Raw genomic sequence first — 15,992 nt, 5'->3', positions numbered from 1 at the left:
GGGTCAGGACAGAAGGGTTCAGCATGAGCTTTCACGAAACCGAAGAGCAGAAGGCGCTGCGCGCGGCGGTCGCGTCGCTGGCGGCCAAGTACAACTACCGCGACTACGTGCTGCCGCTCTCGCGCAAGAACGAGCCGCTCACCGAACTGTGGGACGAGGCGGGCAAGCTCGGCTTCCTCGGCGTGAACCTGCCCGAGGAGTACGGCGGCGGTGGCGCGGGCATGTACGAGCTGGCGCTGGTGCAGGAAGAGCTCTCGGCCCAGGGCGCCGGCCTGCTGCTGATGGTGGTCTCCCCGGCCATCTGCGGCACCATCATCACCAAGTACGGCACCGACGCCCAGAAGCAGACCTGGCTGCCCAAGCTGTCCGACGGCTCGGCCAAGATGGTCTTCGCGATCACCGAGCCCGACGCGGGCTCCAACTCGCACCAGATCACCACCACCGCCCGCCGCGACGGCAGCGACTGGATCCTCAACGGCCGCAAGATCTTCATCTCCGGAGTCGATCAGGCCGAGGCCATCCTGGTGGTCTCGCGCACCGAGGACCACAAGACCGGCAAGCTCAAGCCCGCGCTGTTCATCGTCCCGGTCGACGCGCCCGGCCTGGTGAAGAACGTCCAGGAGATGGACGTCATCGAGCCGGATCACCAGTACACCCTGTTCTTCGACGACGTGCGCCTGCCCGCCGACGCCCTCGTCGGCTCCGAGGACGCCGCCATCGCCCAGCTGTTCGCCGGCCTGAACCCCGAGCGCATCATGGGCTCGGCGATGGCGATCGGCCTGGGCCGCTACGCCATCGATCGCGCGGTGGAGTACGCCAAGGAGCGCACCGTCTGGAAGACGCCGATCGGCGCGCACCAGGGCATCTCGCATCCGCTCGCGCAGATCAAGATCGAGCTGGAACTGGCCAAGCTGATGATGCAGAAGGCCGCGACCCTCTACGACGCGGGCGACGAGTTCGGCGCCGCCGAGGCCGCGAACATGGCCAAGTACGCGGCCGCCGAGGCCAGCATCAAGGCACTGGACCAGGCGATCCAGACCCACGGCGGGTCGGGTCTGACCAAGGAGGTCGGGCTGTCGGCGATGCTGCAGGCGGCGCGCATCATGCGCATCGCCCCGGTCAGCCGGGAGATGATCCTGAACTTCGTGGCCCAGCACTCCCTCGGTCTGCCGCGGTCGTATTAGTTGGAGCGCTGGCGCGCTCGAGTCGCGGCCCTTGGGGGTCGCSGGTCAGGCACCGTTTCTTGCTCCTTCGTCGCTTGCGAAACGGCGCCTGACCGGCGACCCGGCCGCGATCGGCCACTGCGTGGCCGCCGCTCCTCGGGGTCGCGGGTGCGGGGCTGGGAGAGCGGTCAGAGTTGAGTTCGATCTAGTGAAAGGTTGAGGTGGGTTCGATGAGTGATCCTGAGGGCGCGCCCTTTGTCCGGTACGAGGTCGTCGATGGGTTCGCCACGCTGACGTTCGATTCCCCGCACAATCGCAATGCGCTCTCATCGAAGCTGGTGCGCGAGCTACTGGCCGGATTGGACGCGGCGAACGCCGATCCCGTCGTGCGCGGCATCGTGCTGGCGCACACCGGCGACACCTTCTGCGCGGGCGCGGACCTGAAGGAGGCGAGTACCGCCGATCCGGCGACCGCGGCCGATCAGCGCACGCGGGTGATGATCGATGTGCTGCGGGGCATCCTGGCCTCGCCCAAGCCGGTCGTCGCCCAGATCGACGGCAATGTGCGCGCCGGCGGCATGGGCATCATCGGTGCCTGCGATCTCGTCGTCGCCGGGCCCAGCAGCAGTTTCGCGCTCACCGAGGTGCGGATCGGGATGGCGCCGTTCATGATCTCGCTCACCCTGGTGCCGCGGATGGACCAGCGCTCGGCGAGCCGCTACTTCCTGACCGGCGAGAAGTTCGACGCCGCGACGGCACAGCGGATCGGGCTGGTGACCATCGCGTCCGCCGATGCCGCCGCCGAGGTCAAGCGCCTGTGTGGCGAGCTGCGCAAGGGTTCGCCGCAGGGGCTGGCCGAGTCCAAGAAGCTGGTCAATTCGACCCTGCTCGCGCGCTTCGACGCCGAGGCCGAGGAGCTCGCACAGCGCTCGGCCGGGTTCTTCGGCACCCCCGAGGTGATCGAGGGCATGACCGCCTTCTTCCAGAAGCGCCCGCCCAGCTGGGCACAATAGTCCGATGGCGACACCCCACGAACCCAAGCAGGACCGCAGCCGGGCCACCCGGCAGCGGCTGCTCGAGGCCACCATCGACTGCCTGGCCGAGACCGGCTGGGCGGCCGCCACCGTGTCGGTGGTCGCCGAACGGGCCGGGGTGTCGCGCGGGGCCGCCCAGCATCATTTCCCCACCAGGGAAGACCTGATCACGGGCGCGCTCGAGTACATGTTCGACACCAGGATGGATCAGTCGGCCGCCGAGGCCGCCGCCATCAGCGAGGTCGCCGAGGGCGTCGGCCGCACCCGCGCCGTCGTCTCGGGCCTGGTCGAGTCCTACACCTCGCCGCTGTTCAAGGCGGCCCTGCAGGTGTGGACGCACGCCGCCGCCGATCCCGCGCTGCGCGAACGCATCGTCCCGCTCGAGGCCCGGTTCGGCCGGATCGCGCACCGGCGCGCGGTCGAAGCACTCGGCGTCGACGACTCCGATCCGGTCAACCATCACCTCGTCCAGGCGACCCTCGACCTGGCTCGTGGGCTCGGCCTGGCCGACGTCCTCACCGACGACTCGGCGCGCCGCAAACTCATCGTCGACCAGTGGGCGGCGACCTTGCATTCGGCGCTGAACACCTAGGTATAACCCTGGTGACCTGCGCAGTTCCGAGTGTCGGCCATCTCGGCCAGACCATGGTGGATGTGCTGACCGAGCGCGGCCACGAGGTGGTCGCGTTCTCATCGCGTGAAGCGCAGTGCCGCAGGGCAAACGACGACCGATCCCTGCCGGTGGTCGGTGGGGCTGATCGGGTCCGCGTGAGCCGCACCGGATGCGAACGCTGCGTCGAGCGGGTGAGCCTTGGGGGTCTTCACGTCGAGGCCGGGTCTGTCGGACCGGGGTGATCCGACCGAGCCCGGCCCCGAGTGTTCTTGCGGGCGTTCGGCCCTGCCGACTACTTCGGTTGGGTGAGGTCGTACAGCGTCACGCCGTCGACGGTGGTCGCGGTGTAGTTCGCCGTCACCCAGGCGGTGATCGCCGAGCTGGTCGACTCGCTGTTTCCGCCGGGGCCGCCCCGGCCGCCCGCCACGAAGTAGTGGATCTTGCCCTCGGCCACATAGGTTGTGAACTGGTCGAGGGTGGGGGAGGGGTCGCTGCCGTTGAAGCCGCCGATCGGCATCACCGGCAGCTCGGTGGCCAGCTGGTATCCGGCGGCGCTGTTGGAACCGACCGTCGCCGCGACCCAGGTGTAGTTCTCTCCGTCGCGCTCGAGCAGGCTGACGATCCGATCACTCGGTCGCGAGCCACCGAGCAGACCGCCGGCCCCACCCGGCTGGGCCGCACCACCATCCGACTGCGAACCGCCACCCTGGGCAGCGCCTGACGGAATACCGCCGCCCTGAGCGCCGTCCGATGGCATCCCGCCCTGAGCATCGGCACCACCCGACGAGTTCGCCCCATCCGCGCCCGGCATCGCGCCCATCCGAGCATCACCGCCGGGCCACATCCCTGGCCCACCCCGACCTCCGAACCCGTGCATCCCACCGGCGTTCGGCCCGGCCGACGGAATCGCGCCGGAGTGCGCGGTCGCGAGGGTATCGATGGAGTAGGCGACGGGCCCGGCGAGCCCGACGAAAGCGGCGGCGATCGCGGCGATCACCGCCTGTCTGCGGGCCAGCGGGAAGGCGGCCGCGATGGTCGCGAGCACACCGACCACGAGGATCGTCCAGCGCAGCCACGGCTGGAAGGACGCGCTGCGCGACAACAACACCCACGCGGTGGCGGTGGTGAGGCCGATGGCGAGCGCACCGGTGAGGCGCACCCACAGCCGATCCCGCGCACCCCACAGCTGTGTCGCGCCGATGCCGATCAGCGCGGCGACGGCGGGCGCGAGGGCCACCGTGTAGTACTGGTGGAAGATGCCCGCCATGAAGCTGAACACCAGGCCGGTCACGAGCAGCCAACCGCCCCACAGGATCAGCGCGGCCCGGCGTCGATCGGTGCGCGGCGATCGTCCGCACAGGACGAGTCCGGCGACCAGGGCCACCAGTGCGCCGGGGATCAGCCAGGCGATCTGGCCGCCCTGCGCGGGCTCGAACAGCCGGGTGATCCCGGTGCTGCCCCACATGCCGTTGCCGCCGGCGGGCAGTTCGCCGCCGGGGCCGACACTGCCGCGCTCGTTGCCGTTCAGTCGGCCGAGCCCGTTGTAGCCCAGCGTCAGCTCGATGATCGAATTCTCGTGCGACCCACCGATCCACGGCCGCTGATCGGCGGGCCACAGCTCCACTGCCAGCAGCCACCAGCCCGCCGCGACCACCATCGCGGCGCCCGCCGCGAACAGCTGCGCGATCCGCTTGCCCAGCTTCGGCGGGCCCGCGAACAGGTAGGTCAGCGCCAGCGCGGGCACGACGAGCAGTACCTGTAACTGCTTGGCCAGGAAGCCGAAACCGATCAGGCCGCCGGTGAGCAGCAGCCACCGCCAGCGCCCGTCGGCGACGGCGCGGGTCATCGCCCAGGCGGCCGCCGTCATCAACAGCACCAGCAGAGCGTCGGGGTTGTTGAACCGGAACATCAATACCGCGACGGGCGTCACCGCGAGCACCGCGCCCGCGATCAATCCCGCTGCGGGACCGAAGGATCGGCGCACCGTCGCCCACAGCACCGCGACCGTCGCGACGCCGAGCAGCACCTGCGGTACGAGCATGCTCCAGCTGTTGAGCCCGAACAGCCGCACCGACAGCTCCATCACCCACAGGGAGGCGGGCGGCTTGTCCACGGTGATCGAGTTGGCCGCGTCGGAGGAGCCGAAGAAGAACGCCTCCCACGATCGCGAACCCGCTTGCACCGCAGCGGCATAGAAGTCGTTGGCCCAGCCGTTGGCGCTGAGGTTGATGAGGTAGGCGATGGCGGTGCCGAGCAGCAGAACCGCCAAGGCCGGCAGTTCCCAGCGCTTTCGGCGCGGCGCGGTGTCGGTGATCGCGGCGGGCGAGGGCGGGGCGATGGTGGCGGTCATCGGCGCGCCTCCACCGTGTCCGTCGCGGCGCGCAGGACGACATCGGGCCCTGGGTCCGCCACCGCGCGGTCGGAGCCGGCGTGCCGGAACACCCAGCGCAGTCCGACGAACCGGGCCAGTGTCGCCACGAGATTGGCGAAGACCAGCACGCCGAGCTCCACCACGACGGGGGCGTCGGGCGCCCAGCGATGCAGTGCGAACAGCGAGCCACTGGTGATCGCCAGCCCGAAACCGAAGATCGCCAGACCCTGGAACTGATGGGTCATCGCGTCACCGCGTCCACGCACACCGAAGGTGAAGGCGCGGTTGGCCGCGGTATTGCCCACCGCGGTGATCAGCAGCGACACCAGATTGGCGCCCTGCCCGCCGAGCAGCGGTTGCAGCAGCAGATACAGCACGATGTAGGCCAGCGTCGAGGTCACGCCGACGATCGCGAAACGCACCAGCTGCCCGATCATCCCGAGCGGCACGCCCGCCACCAGCGGCTCGCGGCCGACGGCGGCGCGCAGCTCGTCGAGCGGGAGCGCGCCGGTCGCCAGTGCCCTGGTCAGCCGCCAGATACCGCGCAGGTCTTTGCGGGCGGTGTCGACGATGTCGACCCGGCTGTCGGGATCGTCGATCCAGTCGACGGGCACCTCGTGGATGCGCAGCCCGGCGCGCTCGGCCAGGACCAGCAGTTCGGTGTCGAAGAACCATTCCCCGTCCCGCACCAGCGGGAGCAGTTCACGGGCGACATCGGTGCGCACCGCTTTGAACCCGCACTGCGCGTCGGAGAAGTGGGCCCGCAGCGTGGTTTTCAGCAGCAGGTTGTAGCAGCGGGAGATGATCTCGCGCTTGGGGCCGCGCACCACCCGCGACGACGCGTCGAGCCGGGTGCCGATCGCCAGGTCGGAATGGCCGGACACCAGGGGCGCGACCAGCGGCAGCAGCGCGTTCAGATCGGTCGACAGGTCGACGTCCATATAGGCGACCACCGCCGCGTCCGATCCCGCCCACGCCGCGCGCAGCGCCCGGCCCCGGCCCTTGGCGTCCAGGTGCAGCACCTGGACACCGTCGAGCTCGTCGGCCAGCAGCCGCGCCACCTCGAGGGTGGCGTCGGTGCTGGCGTTGTCGGCAATCGTGATCCGGGCGGTGAACGGGAATCCGTCCCGTAGGTAGGCATGCAGCCTGCGCACGCACAGGCCCAAGTCGGTTTCTTCGTTGTAGACGGGGATCACCACGTCGAGCACCGGCGCGCGGCTGCTCTGCGTGGGCTGTGGCTCGGCCTCGGTCTGGGTCATGCCACCCACCCTCGACGGCGGCGCTGCCACCCAGCTGGGACCGAGCTGGGAGGTTGCTGGGGATCCGCGAGGGTACACTGGAAAAGCTCGTCTACCTGCTCGAACAGTGCTCGACTCGAGGCATGGAGGCGCTCGGATGCCTACCGTCATCGCGGTACTCGTCGCCCTCGTCGGCGGGTTCGTACAGAGCCGGCGTCAGCCCGGTCGACCCGCGGCCGACATCCACATGGTCTGGTGGATGGTGGCCGTCGTCGGGGTCGCCTCGGTTCTCGGCGCCGCCGCCCACATCTTCGACGGCGCCCAGGTCGCCGAGCAGATCGGCTACACGCGGGGCGACGGCGGCTTCCAATGGGAGAACGCGATGGGCGACCTGGCCATCGGCGTGGTCGGCATCATGGCCTACTGGTACCGCGGCCACTTCTGGTTGTGCGCGATCGTCGTCCTGACCATCCAGTACTGGGGCGACGCGGCCGGGCACGTCTACTTCTGGGTGGCCGAGGACAACACCAAGCCGTACAACATCGGGATCCCGCTGTGGACCGACATCCTCCTGCCGATCGTCATGTGGGCGCTCTATGTGCTGTCGCGACGAAGCAACGGCGACGCGGTGCCGAAAGCCGAAGCGGGTACCCGGGGCGGCTGACCCTCCGCTAGCCGCGGCGCACGCGCAGCACGCTGTCGGCCCGTTCGCCCTCGACGCCGTCGGGGCTCGTCGACGGGCTGGTGAGCAGGCCCGCGGTCTCCACCTGCCACTCGGGGCCGAGGTCGAGCTGGGCGAGCATCTGCTCGATCGTCGGGAAGGAGACGTCGTGCGGCGGGGTGGTGACCCAGGTCGGCCAGTGCGCGTGGCTGCCGATCACCAGCACGCCACCGGGGGCGACGGCGGCCGCGGCCTTGCGCAGGATCGTCGCGCGCTCGTCGGGGCGTTCCACCGGTGAGTGCAGGAACTGCGCCGAGACCAGGTCGAAGGTGCCCGCCGGGAAGCTCGTCTGCAAGTCGTGGCGCTCCCACGTGATCCGCACGCCCGCGTCGGCCGCGTGCCGGGCACCCCGCTCCATCGCCGTGGCGGAGACGTCGACGGCGGTGACCTGCCAGCCCTGCTTCGCCAGCCAGATGGCGTCGCCGCCCTCGCCGCATCCGAGGTCGAGCGCGGTGCCCGGCGTCAGCCCGGCGACCTCGCTGACCAGGGTCTTGTTGGCGTTGCCGGTCCAGATCTGGTCTCTTTCGCGGTAGAAGTCCTCCCAGAACTGTTCGGCGGTCGGCGCGGTCTCGGTCATCGGGGCTCCTGTCGGTCGGCGGACGCGTAGACGATTCGATGGTGCGGGCACCGGGCGAAAACCCGCAAGAAAGATTGCCGGTCCGGCAAAAGTCGCCCCGCGCAGCACCCGGGCCGACCGCGCCAATAAGCTGCTGACCGTGACGCGCGGTTACCGGAAGGCAGACGAGCCGGTCCGTCGTGTCGACGCGCGGACCGAGCGGTGGCGCGAACATCGCGTGCAGGTCCGGATCGAATTCGTCGACGCCGCGTTCCGCGCGCTGGATCGGGTCGGCCCCGATGTCAGCATGGGCGATATCGCCAAGGAAGCCGGTGCGGCCAAGCCGAAGCTGTACCGCCATTTCGAGGACAAGACCGATCTCTACAACGCGATCGTGGACCGGGTCCGCGACATGCTGTGGGAACGGGTGCTCAGTGGGGTGAACCTCACCGACGATTCCGTCGCCGACCTGGTGCGTCGCGCGGCCGCCGAATACGTGGCCGTCGTCTCCGAGCACCCGAACGTCTTCCGGTTCATGCTGCACAGCCATTTCAGCCAGCAGGCCAAGGAAACGGAACGGGCGCTGGTCGCGGCCAGACAATCGGCGCGCCGGGCCGCGGAGTTCTTCGCCGGTCTGCTGCCCACCGAATCGATCGACGTGGCCGGGATCGAATTGGTGAACTATTCGATTTTCGGCGCGGTGGCCTCGGCCACGGACTGGTGGCTCGGCGCGAATCAGCGCGAGGTCTCGGCGATGCCGGTGGAACGATTCGTCGATTATCTGGCCGAGAGCATCTCGGCGCTCGCCACGGCGCACGCACGGTTCAACGGCGTCAGGATCGACCCGTCGCAGCCGTTGCGCGACGCGTTCGTCGTCGGCTGAAAGTCGTCGCGCCCGAGGCGAACTCCGTTGTTCTCGCCGGCTGCGTCGTTGGAACCGGTGGTGGGTGCGATGGATTCAGTATGAACCTGCCCACCGACAAGTTCGCGACGCCACGCTAGACATCGGTGCGCAGTCGCCACAGCGGGGAAACCGGCCCGTGGCCCGCGCCGAGGTCGTAGGAGGCGGCCAGGCAGCGATAGGTCCACTCCTTGGCGAAGGCGACGGCGTCGGGCACCGAGTAGCCGTTGGCGAGCGCGCTGGCGATGGCCGCGGCGAGGGTGTCGCCGCCGCCGTGATCGTTGCCGGTGGCGATGCGCGGCGCGGTGAACTCCCGGAAGGTGTCGCCGTCGTAGAGCAGGTCGGTGCTGTATTCCGAGGAGCGCAGGTGCCCGCCCTTGACGATCGACCACTGCGCGCCCAGCGCGTGCAGCGCCTCGGCGGCCGTGCGGGCGGTGGCGTCGTCGACCACCTCGATGCCGGTGATCAGGCGGACCTCGTCGAGATTCGGCGTGACGACCGTGGCCAGCGGGATGAGGGTGTTGCGCACCGCGTCGAGCGCCTCCGCGTGCAGCAGCGGGTCGCCGTGCATCGAGGCCGCGACCGGGTCGACCACCAGCGGCACGTCGGCGTCGCGCCCGATGCCGACCTCGCGGCACACGTCCGCGACGGCTTCGATGATCGCGGTGGAGGCGAGCATGCCGGTCTTGGCCGCGCCGATGCCGATATCGCGGACGACCACCCGCACCTGATCGGCCACGATCTGCGGCGGGATCTCGTGAAATCCGCTGACGCCCACCGTGTTCTGCACGGTCACCGCCGCCACCGCCACGCACGCGTGCACTCCGCACAGCGCCATCGTCCGGGAGTCGGCCTGGATGCCGGCGCCGCCGCCGGAGTCGGTGCCCGCGATGGTGAGCGCGCGAACGGGGGTCTGGCCATCGGGGGTCAGCGGCAACATCTTCACGCTCCAACCCTACGACCGGCGCCCGGTTCGCCGGACCCCGCCCGCAAACAGCAAATGAAAACCATTATCATTAACTCGTGACCAACTCCGCCCCCCTCGCGCACCTGCCCGTCACCGTCCTGTCCGGCTTCCTCGGCGCGGGCAAGACCACGCTGCTCAACCACATCCTCGCCAATCGGGAGGGCCGCCGGGTGGCGGTCATCGTCAACGACATGAGCGAGGTCAACATCGATGCCGCGCTCGTCGCGGGCCAGGGACATCTCGACCGGACCGAGGAGAAACTGGTCGAGCTCACCAACGGCTGCATCTGCTGCACGCTGCGCGAGGACCTGATCGAGGCCGTGGCCCGGCTCGCCCGCGACGGCCGGTTCGACCAGCTGGTGATCGAGTCCACCGGCATCTCCGAACCGATGCCGGTGGCCGCGACCTTCGACTGGGAGTTCGAGGACGGGTTCCGCCTCGGCGACCTCGCGCGTCTGGACACCATGGTGACCGTGGTCGACGCGTCGACCTTCCTGGCCGAGCTGGTCAAGGGGCAGGCGCTGGCCGAGCGCGAACTCGAAGCGGGCGAGGGGGACACCCGCACGATCGCGGATCTGCTGGTCGATCAGGTGGAATTCGCCGACGTCCTGCTGATCAACAAGACCGACCTGGTGAGCGCGAACGCCGCGGCCACCGTCGAGGCGACCGTCCGCAGGCTCAACCCGAGGGCGCACGTGCTGCGCACCGAGAAGGGGGTGGTCGGGCTGGACGAGGTGCTCGCCACCGGCCGCTACAACCCGGTGGTGGCCGCCGAGGCCGAGGGCTGGGCCGAGGAGCTGGCCGGCGGCCACACCCCCGAGACCGAGGAATACGGGATCAGCAGTCTCACCTACACCGCCGACCGGCCGTTCCACCCGGACCGGCTCGCCGACGCGCTGGCCGGACTGCGGGGGATGTTGCGCAGCAAGGGCTTCTGCTGGATCGCCAGTCGTCCCGAGCTGGCCGCGATCTGGTCGCAGGCCGGGCCGAACCTGACCTTCGAGCCGGGCGCGTGGTGGTCGTCGCTGGAAGTGCCCGCGGGCCAGGAGATCGTGTTCATCGGCGTGCGCCTGGACTCGGCCGCGGTCCGGCGCGCACTCGATGCCGCGCTGCTCACCGACGCGGAGTTCGCCGCGGGTCCGGCCGGGTGGGCCGGCTTCGCCGATCCCTTCCCGGCCTGGGGTGAACTGCACGAGCATCACTGATTGCGTTCTTTGGTGCGCGTATAACACTGCGCTGGTGCATGATTCGAATGGGTCGCGACCCACGCGCCGATGAGGGGAGCGTGGGCCGCGGCACCGAAGCCGAATCAGGCGAGGCCGGCGAAGAATCGGCGGATGTCGCCGACCAGCACCTCGGGCGCCTCGTGCGCGGCGTAGTGCCCGGCCGCGTCGTTCGCGCCGCCGCTGCCCGCGGCGGTGTCGTAGGAGTTCCAGCTGACGATATTGCTGTGATCACGCTCGGCGAACCGGCGGATCGACTGGAAGTCACCGGCGAACATGGCCAGCCCGGTAGGAACCGTGGTCGGCTCGGTCGGGTGCTCGGTGGCGTGGGCGTCCTCGTAGTAGAACCGCAGCGACGAGCCCGACGTGCCGGTGAGCCAGTACAGCGCGATGTTCGCCACGACGAACCGCGCGTCGATCGACTCGCCGAACAGCTGGGCGTTCCAGCCGAGCAGCCCGACCGGCGAATCGGCCAGGGCGTAGGCCAGGGTCTGCGGCTGCTGGCTGTGCAGGGTGTTGAAGGCCATCTTGTTCTCGTGGAACCACTGCAGATGCGCCAGCGCGGCCATATCAGCTTCCGACAGGCCCTCGAACTCGGCCGGGTCGCCGGACGGGAACGAGTACAGCTGGGTGACATGCACGCCGAGCACCCGCTCGGGCGCGATCCGGCCGAGCTCGGGGGAGACCATCGAGCCGCCGTCGTTGCCGATGGCGCCGTAGCGCTCGTAGCCCAGGCGCGCCATCAGTTCCGCCCAGGCGCGGGCGGTGCGGTAGCGGTTCCAGCCGGTGCTGCGGGTCGGGCCGGAGAAGCCGAAGCCGGGCAGCGACGGGATGACCAGGTGGAAGGCCGGATCCTCGGCCGATTCCGGCTCGGTGAGGGGCGCGATCACGTCGATGTACTCGAGGATCGACCCCGGCCAGCCGTGGGTGAGGATCACCGGCGTCGCGTCGGGCCGCGAGGACCGGATGTGCAGGAAGTGGATGTTCTCGCCCTCGATCTCGGTGGTGAACTGCGGGTAGGCGTTCAGCTCGGATTCCAGCGCCCGCCAGTCGAACTCCTCGAGCCAGTACTGGGCGAGAGTGCGGACGCGCTCGGCCGGGACGCCGTAGGCGTCGCCGACGCCGGGCAGCTCGTCCGGGAAGTGCGCGCCGCGCAGGCGGGCGGCGAGGTCGTCGAGCTTCGCCTGGGGCACGTCGATGCGGAAGGGGGTGATGGTGGCCGTGGCGGTCATGTCGACTCCTTGTTGTGAAACGGAATGCTTCGTTCTGTTCCAACCGTAGCAGAACGGATCATTCCGTTTCAAGTGGTAGTCTGGATTCATGCCCAAGCAGACCGAAACCGCAGCTCAGCCCCGCCTGTCGGGCCGCAAGGCGCAAGCCGCGCGCAATGACAGCCTCATCCTCGACGCCGCCCGCGCCGTGTTCCTCGACGATCCGACCGCGCCGATCGCGGCTGTCGCGGAACGCGCGGGCGTCGGCATCAGCGCCCTCTACCGGCGCTATCCGAGCAAGGAGGTGCTGCTGCGCACGCTGTGTCACGAGGGATTGCGCCGGTTCAACGCCGAAGCGGATGCGGCGCTGGAAGATCCGGACGGGTGGCGCGGATTCGTCGGCTTCCTGGAACGCGTGGTGGAGGCCGACGTGCACTCGCTGACGGTCAAGCTCGCGGGCACCTTCACTCCCGACGAGTCGATGCTGCCCGACGTCATCCACTCGGGCGAAGTGAGCGCGGAGCTGGTGCGCCGGGCTCACACGAGCGGACGACTGCGCGCCGACTTCGATCCCCAGGACGTGGGGCTGCTGCTGGAAGCGTGCGCCGCGGTCACGATGCCCGACCCGGTGCGCACCGCCCAGCTGCGGCAGCGCGTGCTGGCCCTGCTGCTCGACGGCATGACCGCCGAGGGGGACCTGCCCGGTCCACCACCCGCCGACGGTGAATACGCCTGGCGCTGGGAGCGCAGGCCGTGAACAGCCTGTTCGGCCCGCGTCTCGGCCCTGCCGGTGGCAGACTCGGCACCACCGCGTGACCGAACCACCCTCGGGAGGCACCTCGTGAACTGGACCCTGGAAGTCGTGATCGTGCCGGTCTCCGATATCGACCGGGCCAAGGACTTCTACGCGAATCGGCTCGGCTTCGTCGTCGACCACGACACCGTGATCTCCGAGGACGTGCGCATCGTGCAGCTCACCCCGCCGGGTTCGGGCTGCTCGATCGTCATCGGCAAGGGCGCGGTGCCCGAGATGCCGCCCGGTTCGCTGAAAGGCCTGCAACTGGTGGTGCCCGATATCGAGCGGGCGCACGCCGAATTGGTGGCCCGCGGCGTCGAGGTCACCGACGTGCAATCCCTCGGTCAGAACCCCAGGCCGACACCGCATCCGCTCGACAATGTCGGCTTCGTCTTCTTCAGCGATCCCGACGGCAACGGCTGGGCCGTCCAGCAGATCTCGGCCAGGGCCGAGAAATCCTCGAGCTGATTCGAACCCTGTCGGGCGACCCGTGCGGCCGGGCACCATGCACGAATGCTGTTGGCGAGCCCCACCGAGACCGACGAGCGACGGATACCCCTGTACCGCCGCTCCGGCTTCCTGCGCGCGCTCTCGCCGATCGTGCTGCTGCTGGTCTGGCAGATCGGCAGCAGCAGTGGCTGGATCCCGGCCAAGAAGCTGCCCGCGCCCTCGGTCGTCTTCGACGCGGGGCTGGAGACCTTCCAGTCGGGCCAGCTCGGGGACGCACTGCTGGTCTCCGGCCAGCGCGCGCTCTACGGCTTCGTCCTGGGCGCGGTGCTCGCGCTGGTTCTCGGCGTCCTGGCCGGACTGAGCAAGATCGGGGAGTACGCGGTCGATCCGCCGTTGCAGATGATCCGCACCATCCCGCTGTTCGGCCTGATCCCGCTGTTCATCATCTGGTTCGGTATCGGTGAGGAACCGAAGGTCTATCTGATCGCCCTCGGCGTGTTCTTCCCGCTGTACCTCAACACCTTCGCCGGCATCCGCCAGCTCGATCCCAAGCTGCTCGAGCTCGGCAGCGCCCTGCAACTGGGCCTGGCCGAGCGGCTGCGGTTGCTGATCCTGCCCGGTGCGCTGCCGCAGATCCTGGTCGGCGTGCGGCAGAGCCTCGGCATCGCCTGGCTCTCGCTGATCGTCGCCGAACAGATCAACGCCGGCGCGGGTCTGGGCTTCGTCGTCAACAACGCCCGCGAATTCCTGCGCACCGACATCGTGGTGTTCGGCCTGGTGATCTACAGCTTGCTCGGCCTTGCCACCGACTCCATCGTGCGCCTGCTCGAACGCCGCGCCCTGCGCTGGCGCCCGGCGGTCCACCGCTGATGTCCGCCCCCGCTCCCCGTGCCGATCGCCGGACCCACCCCGTCCCGGCCTTCGGCTGGCCCGCCACCCGCCGCCGCACTACCGCGAGGATCCCGTCATGACCGCTGCCGCAGTCACTCCCATCTCGGCCAAGGCCGCCGCGCGTACGCCCGCAACGCGAATCGCCGGTCTGGGTAAGAAGTTCGGCGAACGGATCGTGCTGGACGGGATCGATCTCGAGATCGGGGCGGGCGAGATCGTCGCGCTGGTCGGACGCAGTGGGTCGGGCAAGTCCACGCTGCTGCGGATTCTCGGCGGACTCGAGACCGCCGGTCGCGGTGAGGTTTCCGTCGCGGGCAGGCCGACGATCGTGTTCCAGGAACCGCGGCTCGTCCCGTGGCAGCCGGTGGTCCGCAATGTCGCGCTGGGCAGGCCGAAGCCGCGCAATCGGCGCGCTGACGACAAGGCCGCCCGCGATCTGCTGGCCGAGGTCGGCCTGGCCGGGCGCGCGGACGCCTGGCCGCTGACCCTGTCCGGCGGCGAGGCCCAGCGCGCGGCGCTGGCCCGCGCGCTGGTGGCCGAGCCGACGCTGCTGCTGCTCGACGAGCCCTTCGGCGCGCTCGACGCGCTGACCCGCCTGACCATGCACGAGCTGCTGCTCGGCCTGCACGCCCAACGCGCGTTCGGCGTGCTGCTGGTGACCCACGATGTGCTCGAGGCGATCACCCTGGCCGACCGCGTCCTGGTCCTCGACGAGGGGCGCATCGCCGCCGAGGTGTCCATCGACCTGCCGCGACCGCGCACGGCGGCCGCGCCCGAGGTCGCCGAGTACGCCACGCGGCTGCTGGCCCTGCTCGGCGTCACTTCCTGAGATGTCCACCCCCGCACGAAAGTTGTTCCCGTGAAACGCACTCCGAAGTCCCGCCTGGCCGGGCTCGCCCTCGCCGTCGTCGCCGCGCTCTCGCTGAGCGCCTGCGGTGACGACGCGGCGACCGACGCCGCGCCGTCGGGCCCGGTCGATCTGAGCACCGTCACGTTGAAAGTCGGGGACCAGAAGGCGATCTCGATCGAAGTGCTGCTCGCGGCCTCCGGTCAGCTGGAGAACCTGCCGTACAAGATCGAGTTCTCCACCTTCACCGCCGGTCTGCCGCTGGTCGAGGCGGCCAGCGCCGGCGGCATCGACATCGCGCAGACGGGCAACACCCCGGTGATCTTCGGTGCGGCGTCCAACGCCGACATCAAGATCGTCGGCGCGCTCTCGGCGACCGGAAAGGGCGACGCGATCCTGGTCGGCAAGGACTCCTCGATCGGCTCTGTCGCGGCGCTGAAGGGCAAGAAGGTCGCGGTCTACAAGGGCAGCTCGGCCAACGCGAATCTGCTGCTGCAGCTGCAGAAGGCGGGCCTGTCGCTCGGCGATGTCGAGCCGGTCTACCTGGCTCCCGCCGATGGCTACACCGCGCTGACCCGCGGCGATGTCGACGCCTGGGCGACCTGGGATCCCTACACCGCCATCGCCGAGAAGGAGATCGGCGCCAAGCCGATCGCGACCGCCGATCAGGCCGCCAACGGCTACAACTTCTGGGTCGCGGGCAAGCACGCGGTCGGCGACGCGGGCAAGTCGGCCGCGATCGCGGACTTCTTCCAGCGCTACGCCGCCGCCACCAAGTGGTCCTCGGACAATCTCGACACCTGGTCGACCAAGTACGCCGAACTCACCCAGATCAGCGTCGACGCCTCCCGCACCACCTGGACCCGCTCGATCAAGCAGCCGATCAAGCTCTCCGATCCGGTGATCGCCTCGGAGCAGGAGATCGCCGACGCCTTCACCAAGGCCAAGGCCATCCCGGGCAAGGTCGACTTCGAGTCCTTCGTCGACACCAGGTTCGACAAGGCGTAAGC

Annotated in this window: 16 protein-coding genes; 11 read left to right on the top strand and 5 right to left on the bottom strand. The window is 69.6% G+C overall.

Annotated elements, in window-relative coordinates:
• Window positions 1-23: 23 nt before the first annotated feature.
• The 3 genes from Q7X29_RS32625 (at window position 24) to Q7X29_RS32615 (ending at window position 2,789) form a co-directional block, all read left to right on the top strand.
• Window positions 24-1,184, top strand: a complete 1,161-nt coding sequence (locus tag Q7X29_RS32625; RefSeq protein WP_316576305.1) for an acyl-CoA dehydrogenase family protein — start codon at window positions 24-26, stop codon at window positions 1,182-1,184.
• A gap of 209 nt (window positions 1,185-1,393) precedes the next feature.
• The gene (locus Q7X29_RS32620) at window positions 1,394-2,176 is read left to right on the top strand and encodes an enoyl-CoA hydratase family protein (protein ID WP_316576304.1); all 783 of its coding nucleotides are present in this window, start codon (window positions 1,394-1,396) and stop codon (window positions 2,174-2,176) included.
• A 4-nt stretch (window positions 2,177-2,180) separates the two neighbouring features.
• Window positions 2,181-2,789 (top strand): TetR/AcrR family transcriptional regulator, encoded by a 609-nt coding sequence (locus Q7X29_RS32615; RefSeq protein WP_218722155.1) that lies wholly within the window; start codon window positions 2,181-2,183, stop codon window positions 2,787-2,789.
• 313 nt (window positions 2,790-3,102) lie between these two features.
• On the opposite strand, the gene Q7X29_RS32610 is transcribed toward Q7X29_RS32615, so the two are convergent.
• Together Q7X29_RS32610 and Q7X29_RS32605 are read right to left on the bottom strand one after the other, a co-directional pair.
• On the bottom strand, window positions 3,103-5,160 hold the full coding sequence (locus tag Q7X29_RS32610) for a glycosyltransferase family 39 protein (protein WP_316576303.1): 2,058 nt from the start codon (window positions 5,158-5,160) through the stop codon (window positions 3,103-3,105).
• Complete coding sequence (locus Q7X29_RS32605) at window positions 5,157-6,440, bottom strand: bifunctional glycosyltransferase family 2/GtrA family protein (RefSeq protein WP_316576302.1); 1,284 nt, start codon at window positions 6,438-6,440, stop codon at window positions 5,157-5,159. Before Q7X29_RS32605 ends, Q7X29_RS32610 begins: the two co-directional genes overlap by 4 nt.
• Window positions 6,441-6,576: 136 nt before the next feature.
• Between Q7X29_RS32605 and Q7X29_RS32600 the strand changes: the two genes are divergently transcribed.
• Entirely contained in the window at window positions 6,577-7,083 is a 507-nt protein-coding gene (locus Q7X29_RS32600) for a DUF6790 family protein (protein WP_218722152.1), read from the top strand.
• Between the two features lie 7 nt (window positions 7,084-7,090).
• Here Q7X29_RS32600 and Q7X29_RS32595 read toward each other — a convergent pair whose 3' ends face one another.
• Window positions 7,091-7,717: a class I SAM-dependent methyltransferase gene (locus Q7X29_RS32595; RefSeq protein ID WP_316576301.1), complete on the bottom strand. Its 627-nt coding sequence runs from the start codon at window positions 7,715-7,717 to the stop codon at window positions 7,091-7,093.
• Window positions 7,718-7,856: 139 nt separating this feature from the next.
• Between Q7X29_RS32595 and Q7X29_RS32590 the strand changes: the two genes are divergently transcribed.
• Window positions 7,857-8,579: a TetR/AcrR family transcriptional regulator gene (locus Q7X29_RS32590; RefSeq protein WP_218722150.1), complete on the top strand. Its 723-nt coding sequence runs from the start codon at window positions 7,857-7,859 to the stop codon at window positions 8,577-8,579.
• Between the two features lie 115 nt (window positions 8,580-8,694).
• On the opposite strand, the gene thiD is transcribed toward Q7X29_RS32590, so the two are convergent.
• Window positions 8,695-9,543 (bottom strand): bifunctional hydroxymethylpyrimidine kinase/phosphomethylpyrimidine kinase, encoded by an 849-nt coding sequence (gene thiD, locus Q7X29_RS32585; protein ID WP_316576300.1) that lies wholly within the window; start codon window positions 9,541-9,543, stop codon window positions 8,695-8,697.
• 77 nt (window positions 9,544-9,620) lie between these two features.
• Here thiD and Q7X29_RS32580 point away from each other — a divergent pair, with 77 nt between their 5' ends.
• Complete coding sequence (locus Q7X29_RS32580; protein WP_316576299.1) at window positions 9,621-10,769, top strand: GTP-binding protein; 1,149 nt, start codon at window positions 9,621-9,623, stop codon at window positions 10,767-10,769.
• A gap of 104 nt (window positions 10,770-10,873) precedes the next feature.
• Here the strand turns inward: Q7X29_RS32580 and Q7X29_RS32575 are convergent, their stop codons facing one another.
• On the bottom strand, window positions 10,874-12,019 hold the full coding sequence (locus Q7X29_RS32575) for an epoxide hydrolase family protein (protein WP_218722147.1): 1,146 nt from the start codon (window positions 12,017-12,019) through the stop codon (window positions 10,874-10,876).
• Between the two features lie 88 nt (window positions 12,020-12,107).
• Between Q7X29_RS32575 and Q7X29_RS32570 the strand changes: the two genes are divergently transcribed.
• From Q7X29_RS32570 to Q7X29_RS32550, 5 genes are all read left to right on the top strand, one after another.
• A complete protein-coding gene (locus tag Q7X29_RS32570; protein ID WP_316576298.1) occupies window positions 12,108-12,755 on the top strand; it encodes a TetR/AcrR family transcriptional regulator in 648 nt (215 codons plus the stop codon).
• An 84-nt stretch (window positions 12,756-12,839) separates the two neighbouring features.
• The gene (locus Q7X29_RS32565; protein ID WP_218722145.1) at window positions 12,840-13,262 is read left to right on the top strand and encodes a VOC family protein; all 423 of its coding nucleotides are present in this window, start codon (window positions 12,840-12,842) and stop codon (window positions 13,260-13,262) included.
• A gap of 45 nt (window positions 13,263-13,307) precedes the next feature.
• Window positions 13,308-14,114 (top strand): ABC transporter permease, encoded by an 807-nt coding sequence (locus Q7X29_RS32560; protein ID WP_316576297.1) that lies wholly within the window; start codon window positions 13,308-13,310, stop codon window positions 14,112-14,114.
• A gap of 97 nt (window positions 14,115-14,211) precedes the next feature.
• Window positions 14,212-14,964 (top strand): ABC transporter ATP-binding protein, encoded by a 753-nt coding sequence (locus Q7X29_RS32555; RefSeq protein ID WP_316576296.1) that lies wholly within the window; start codon window positions 14,212-14,214, stop codon window positions 14,962-14,964.
• 30 nt (window positions 14,965-14,994) lie between these two features.
• On the top strand, window positions 14,995-15,990 hold the full coding sequence (locus Q7X29_RS32550; RefSeq protein ID WP_218722142.1) for an ABC transporter substrate-binding protein: 996 nt from the start codon (window positions 14,995-14,997) through the stop codon (window positions 15,988-15,990).
• Window positions 15,991-15,992 lie beyond the last annotated feature (2 nt).

This window comes from Nocardia canadensis (assembly GCF_032656385.1).
Classification (GTDB): domain Bacteria; phylum Actinomycetota; class Actinomycetes; order Mycobacteriales; family Mycobacteriaceae; genus Nocardia; species Nocardia canadensis.
This window is presented reverse-complemented; position numbering and strand designations above follow the sequence as displayed.

Coding starts and splice junctions, on each gene's coding strand:
- Q7X29_RS32625 (WP_316576305.1), top strand. CDS start 24: ATGAGCTTTCACGAAACCGAAGAGCAGAAGGCGCTGCGCGCGGCGGTC.
- Q7X29_RS32620 (WP_316576304.1), top strand. CDS start 1,394: ATGAGTGATCCTGAGGGCGCGCCCTTTGTCCGGTACGAGGTCGTCGAT.
- Q7X29_RS32615 (WP_218722155.1), top strand. CDS start 2,181: ATGGCGACACCCCACGAACCCAAGCAGGACCGCAGCCGGGCCACCCGG.
- Q7X29_RS32610 (WP_316576303.1), bottom strand. CDS start 5,160: ATGACCGCCACCATCGCCCCGCCCTCGCCCGCCGCGATCACCGACACC.
- Q7X29_RS32605 (WP_316576302.1), bottom strand. CDS start 6,440: ATGACCCAGACCGAGGCCGAGCCACAGCCCACGCAGAGCAGCCGCGCG.
- Q7X29_RS32600 (WP_218722152.1), top strand. CDS start 6,577: ATGCCTACCGTCATCGCGGTACTCGTCGCCCTCGTCGGCGGGTTCGTA.
- Q7X29_RS32595 (WP_316576301.1), bottom strand. CDS start 7,717: ATGACCGAGACCGCGCCGACCGCCGAACAGTTCTGGGAGGACTTCTAC.
- Q7X29_RS32575 (WP_218722147.1), bottom strand. CDS start 12,019: ATGACCGCCACGGCCACCATCACCCCCTTCCGCATCGACGTGCCCCAG.
- Q7X29_RS32570 (WP_316576298.1), top strand. CDS start 12,108: ATGCCCAAGCAGACCGAAACCGCAGCTCAGCCCCGCCTGTCGGGCCGC.
- Q7X29_RS32560 (WP_316576297.1), top strand. CDS start 13,308: ATGCTGTTGGCGAGCCCCACCGAGACCGACGAGCGACGGATACCCCTG.
- Q7X29_RS32555 (WP_316576296.1), top strand. CDS start 14,212: ATGACCGCTGCCGCAGTCACTCCCATCTCGGCCAAGGCCGCCGCGCGT.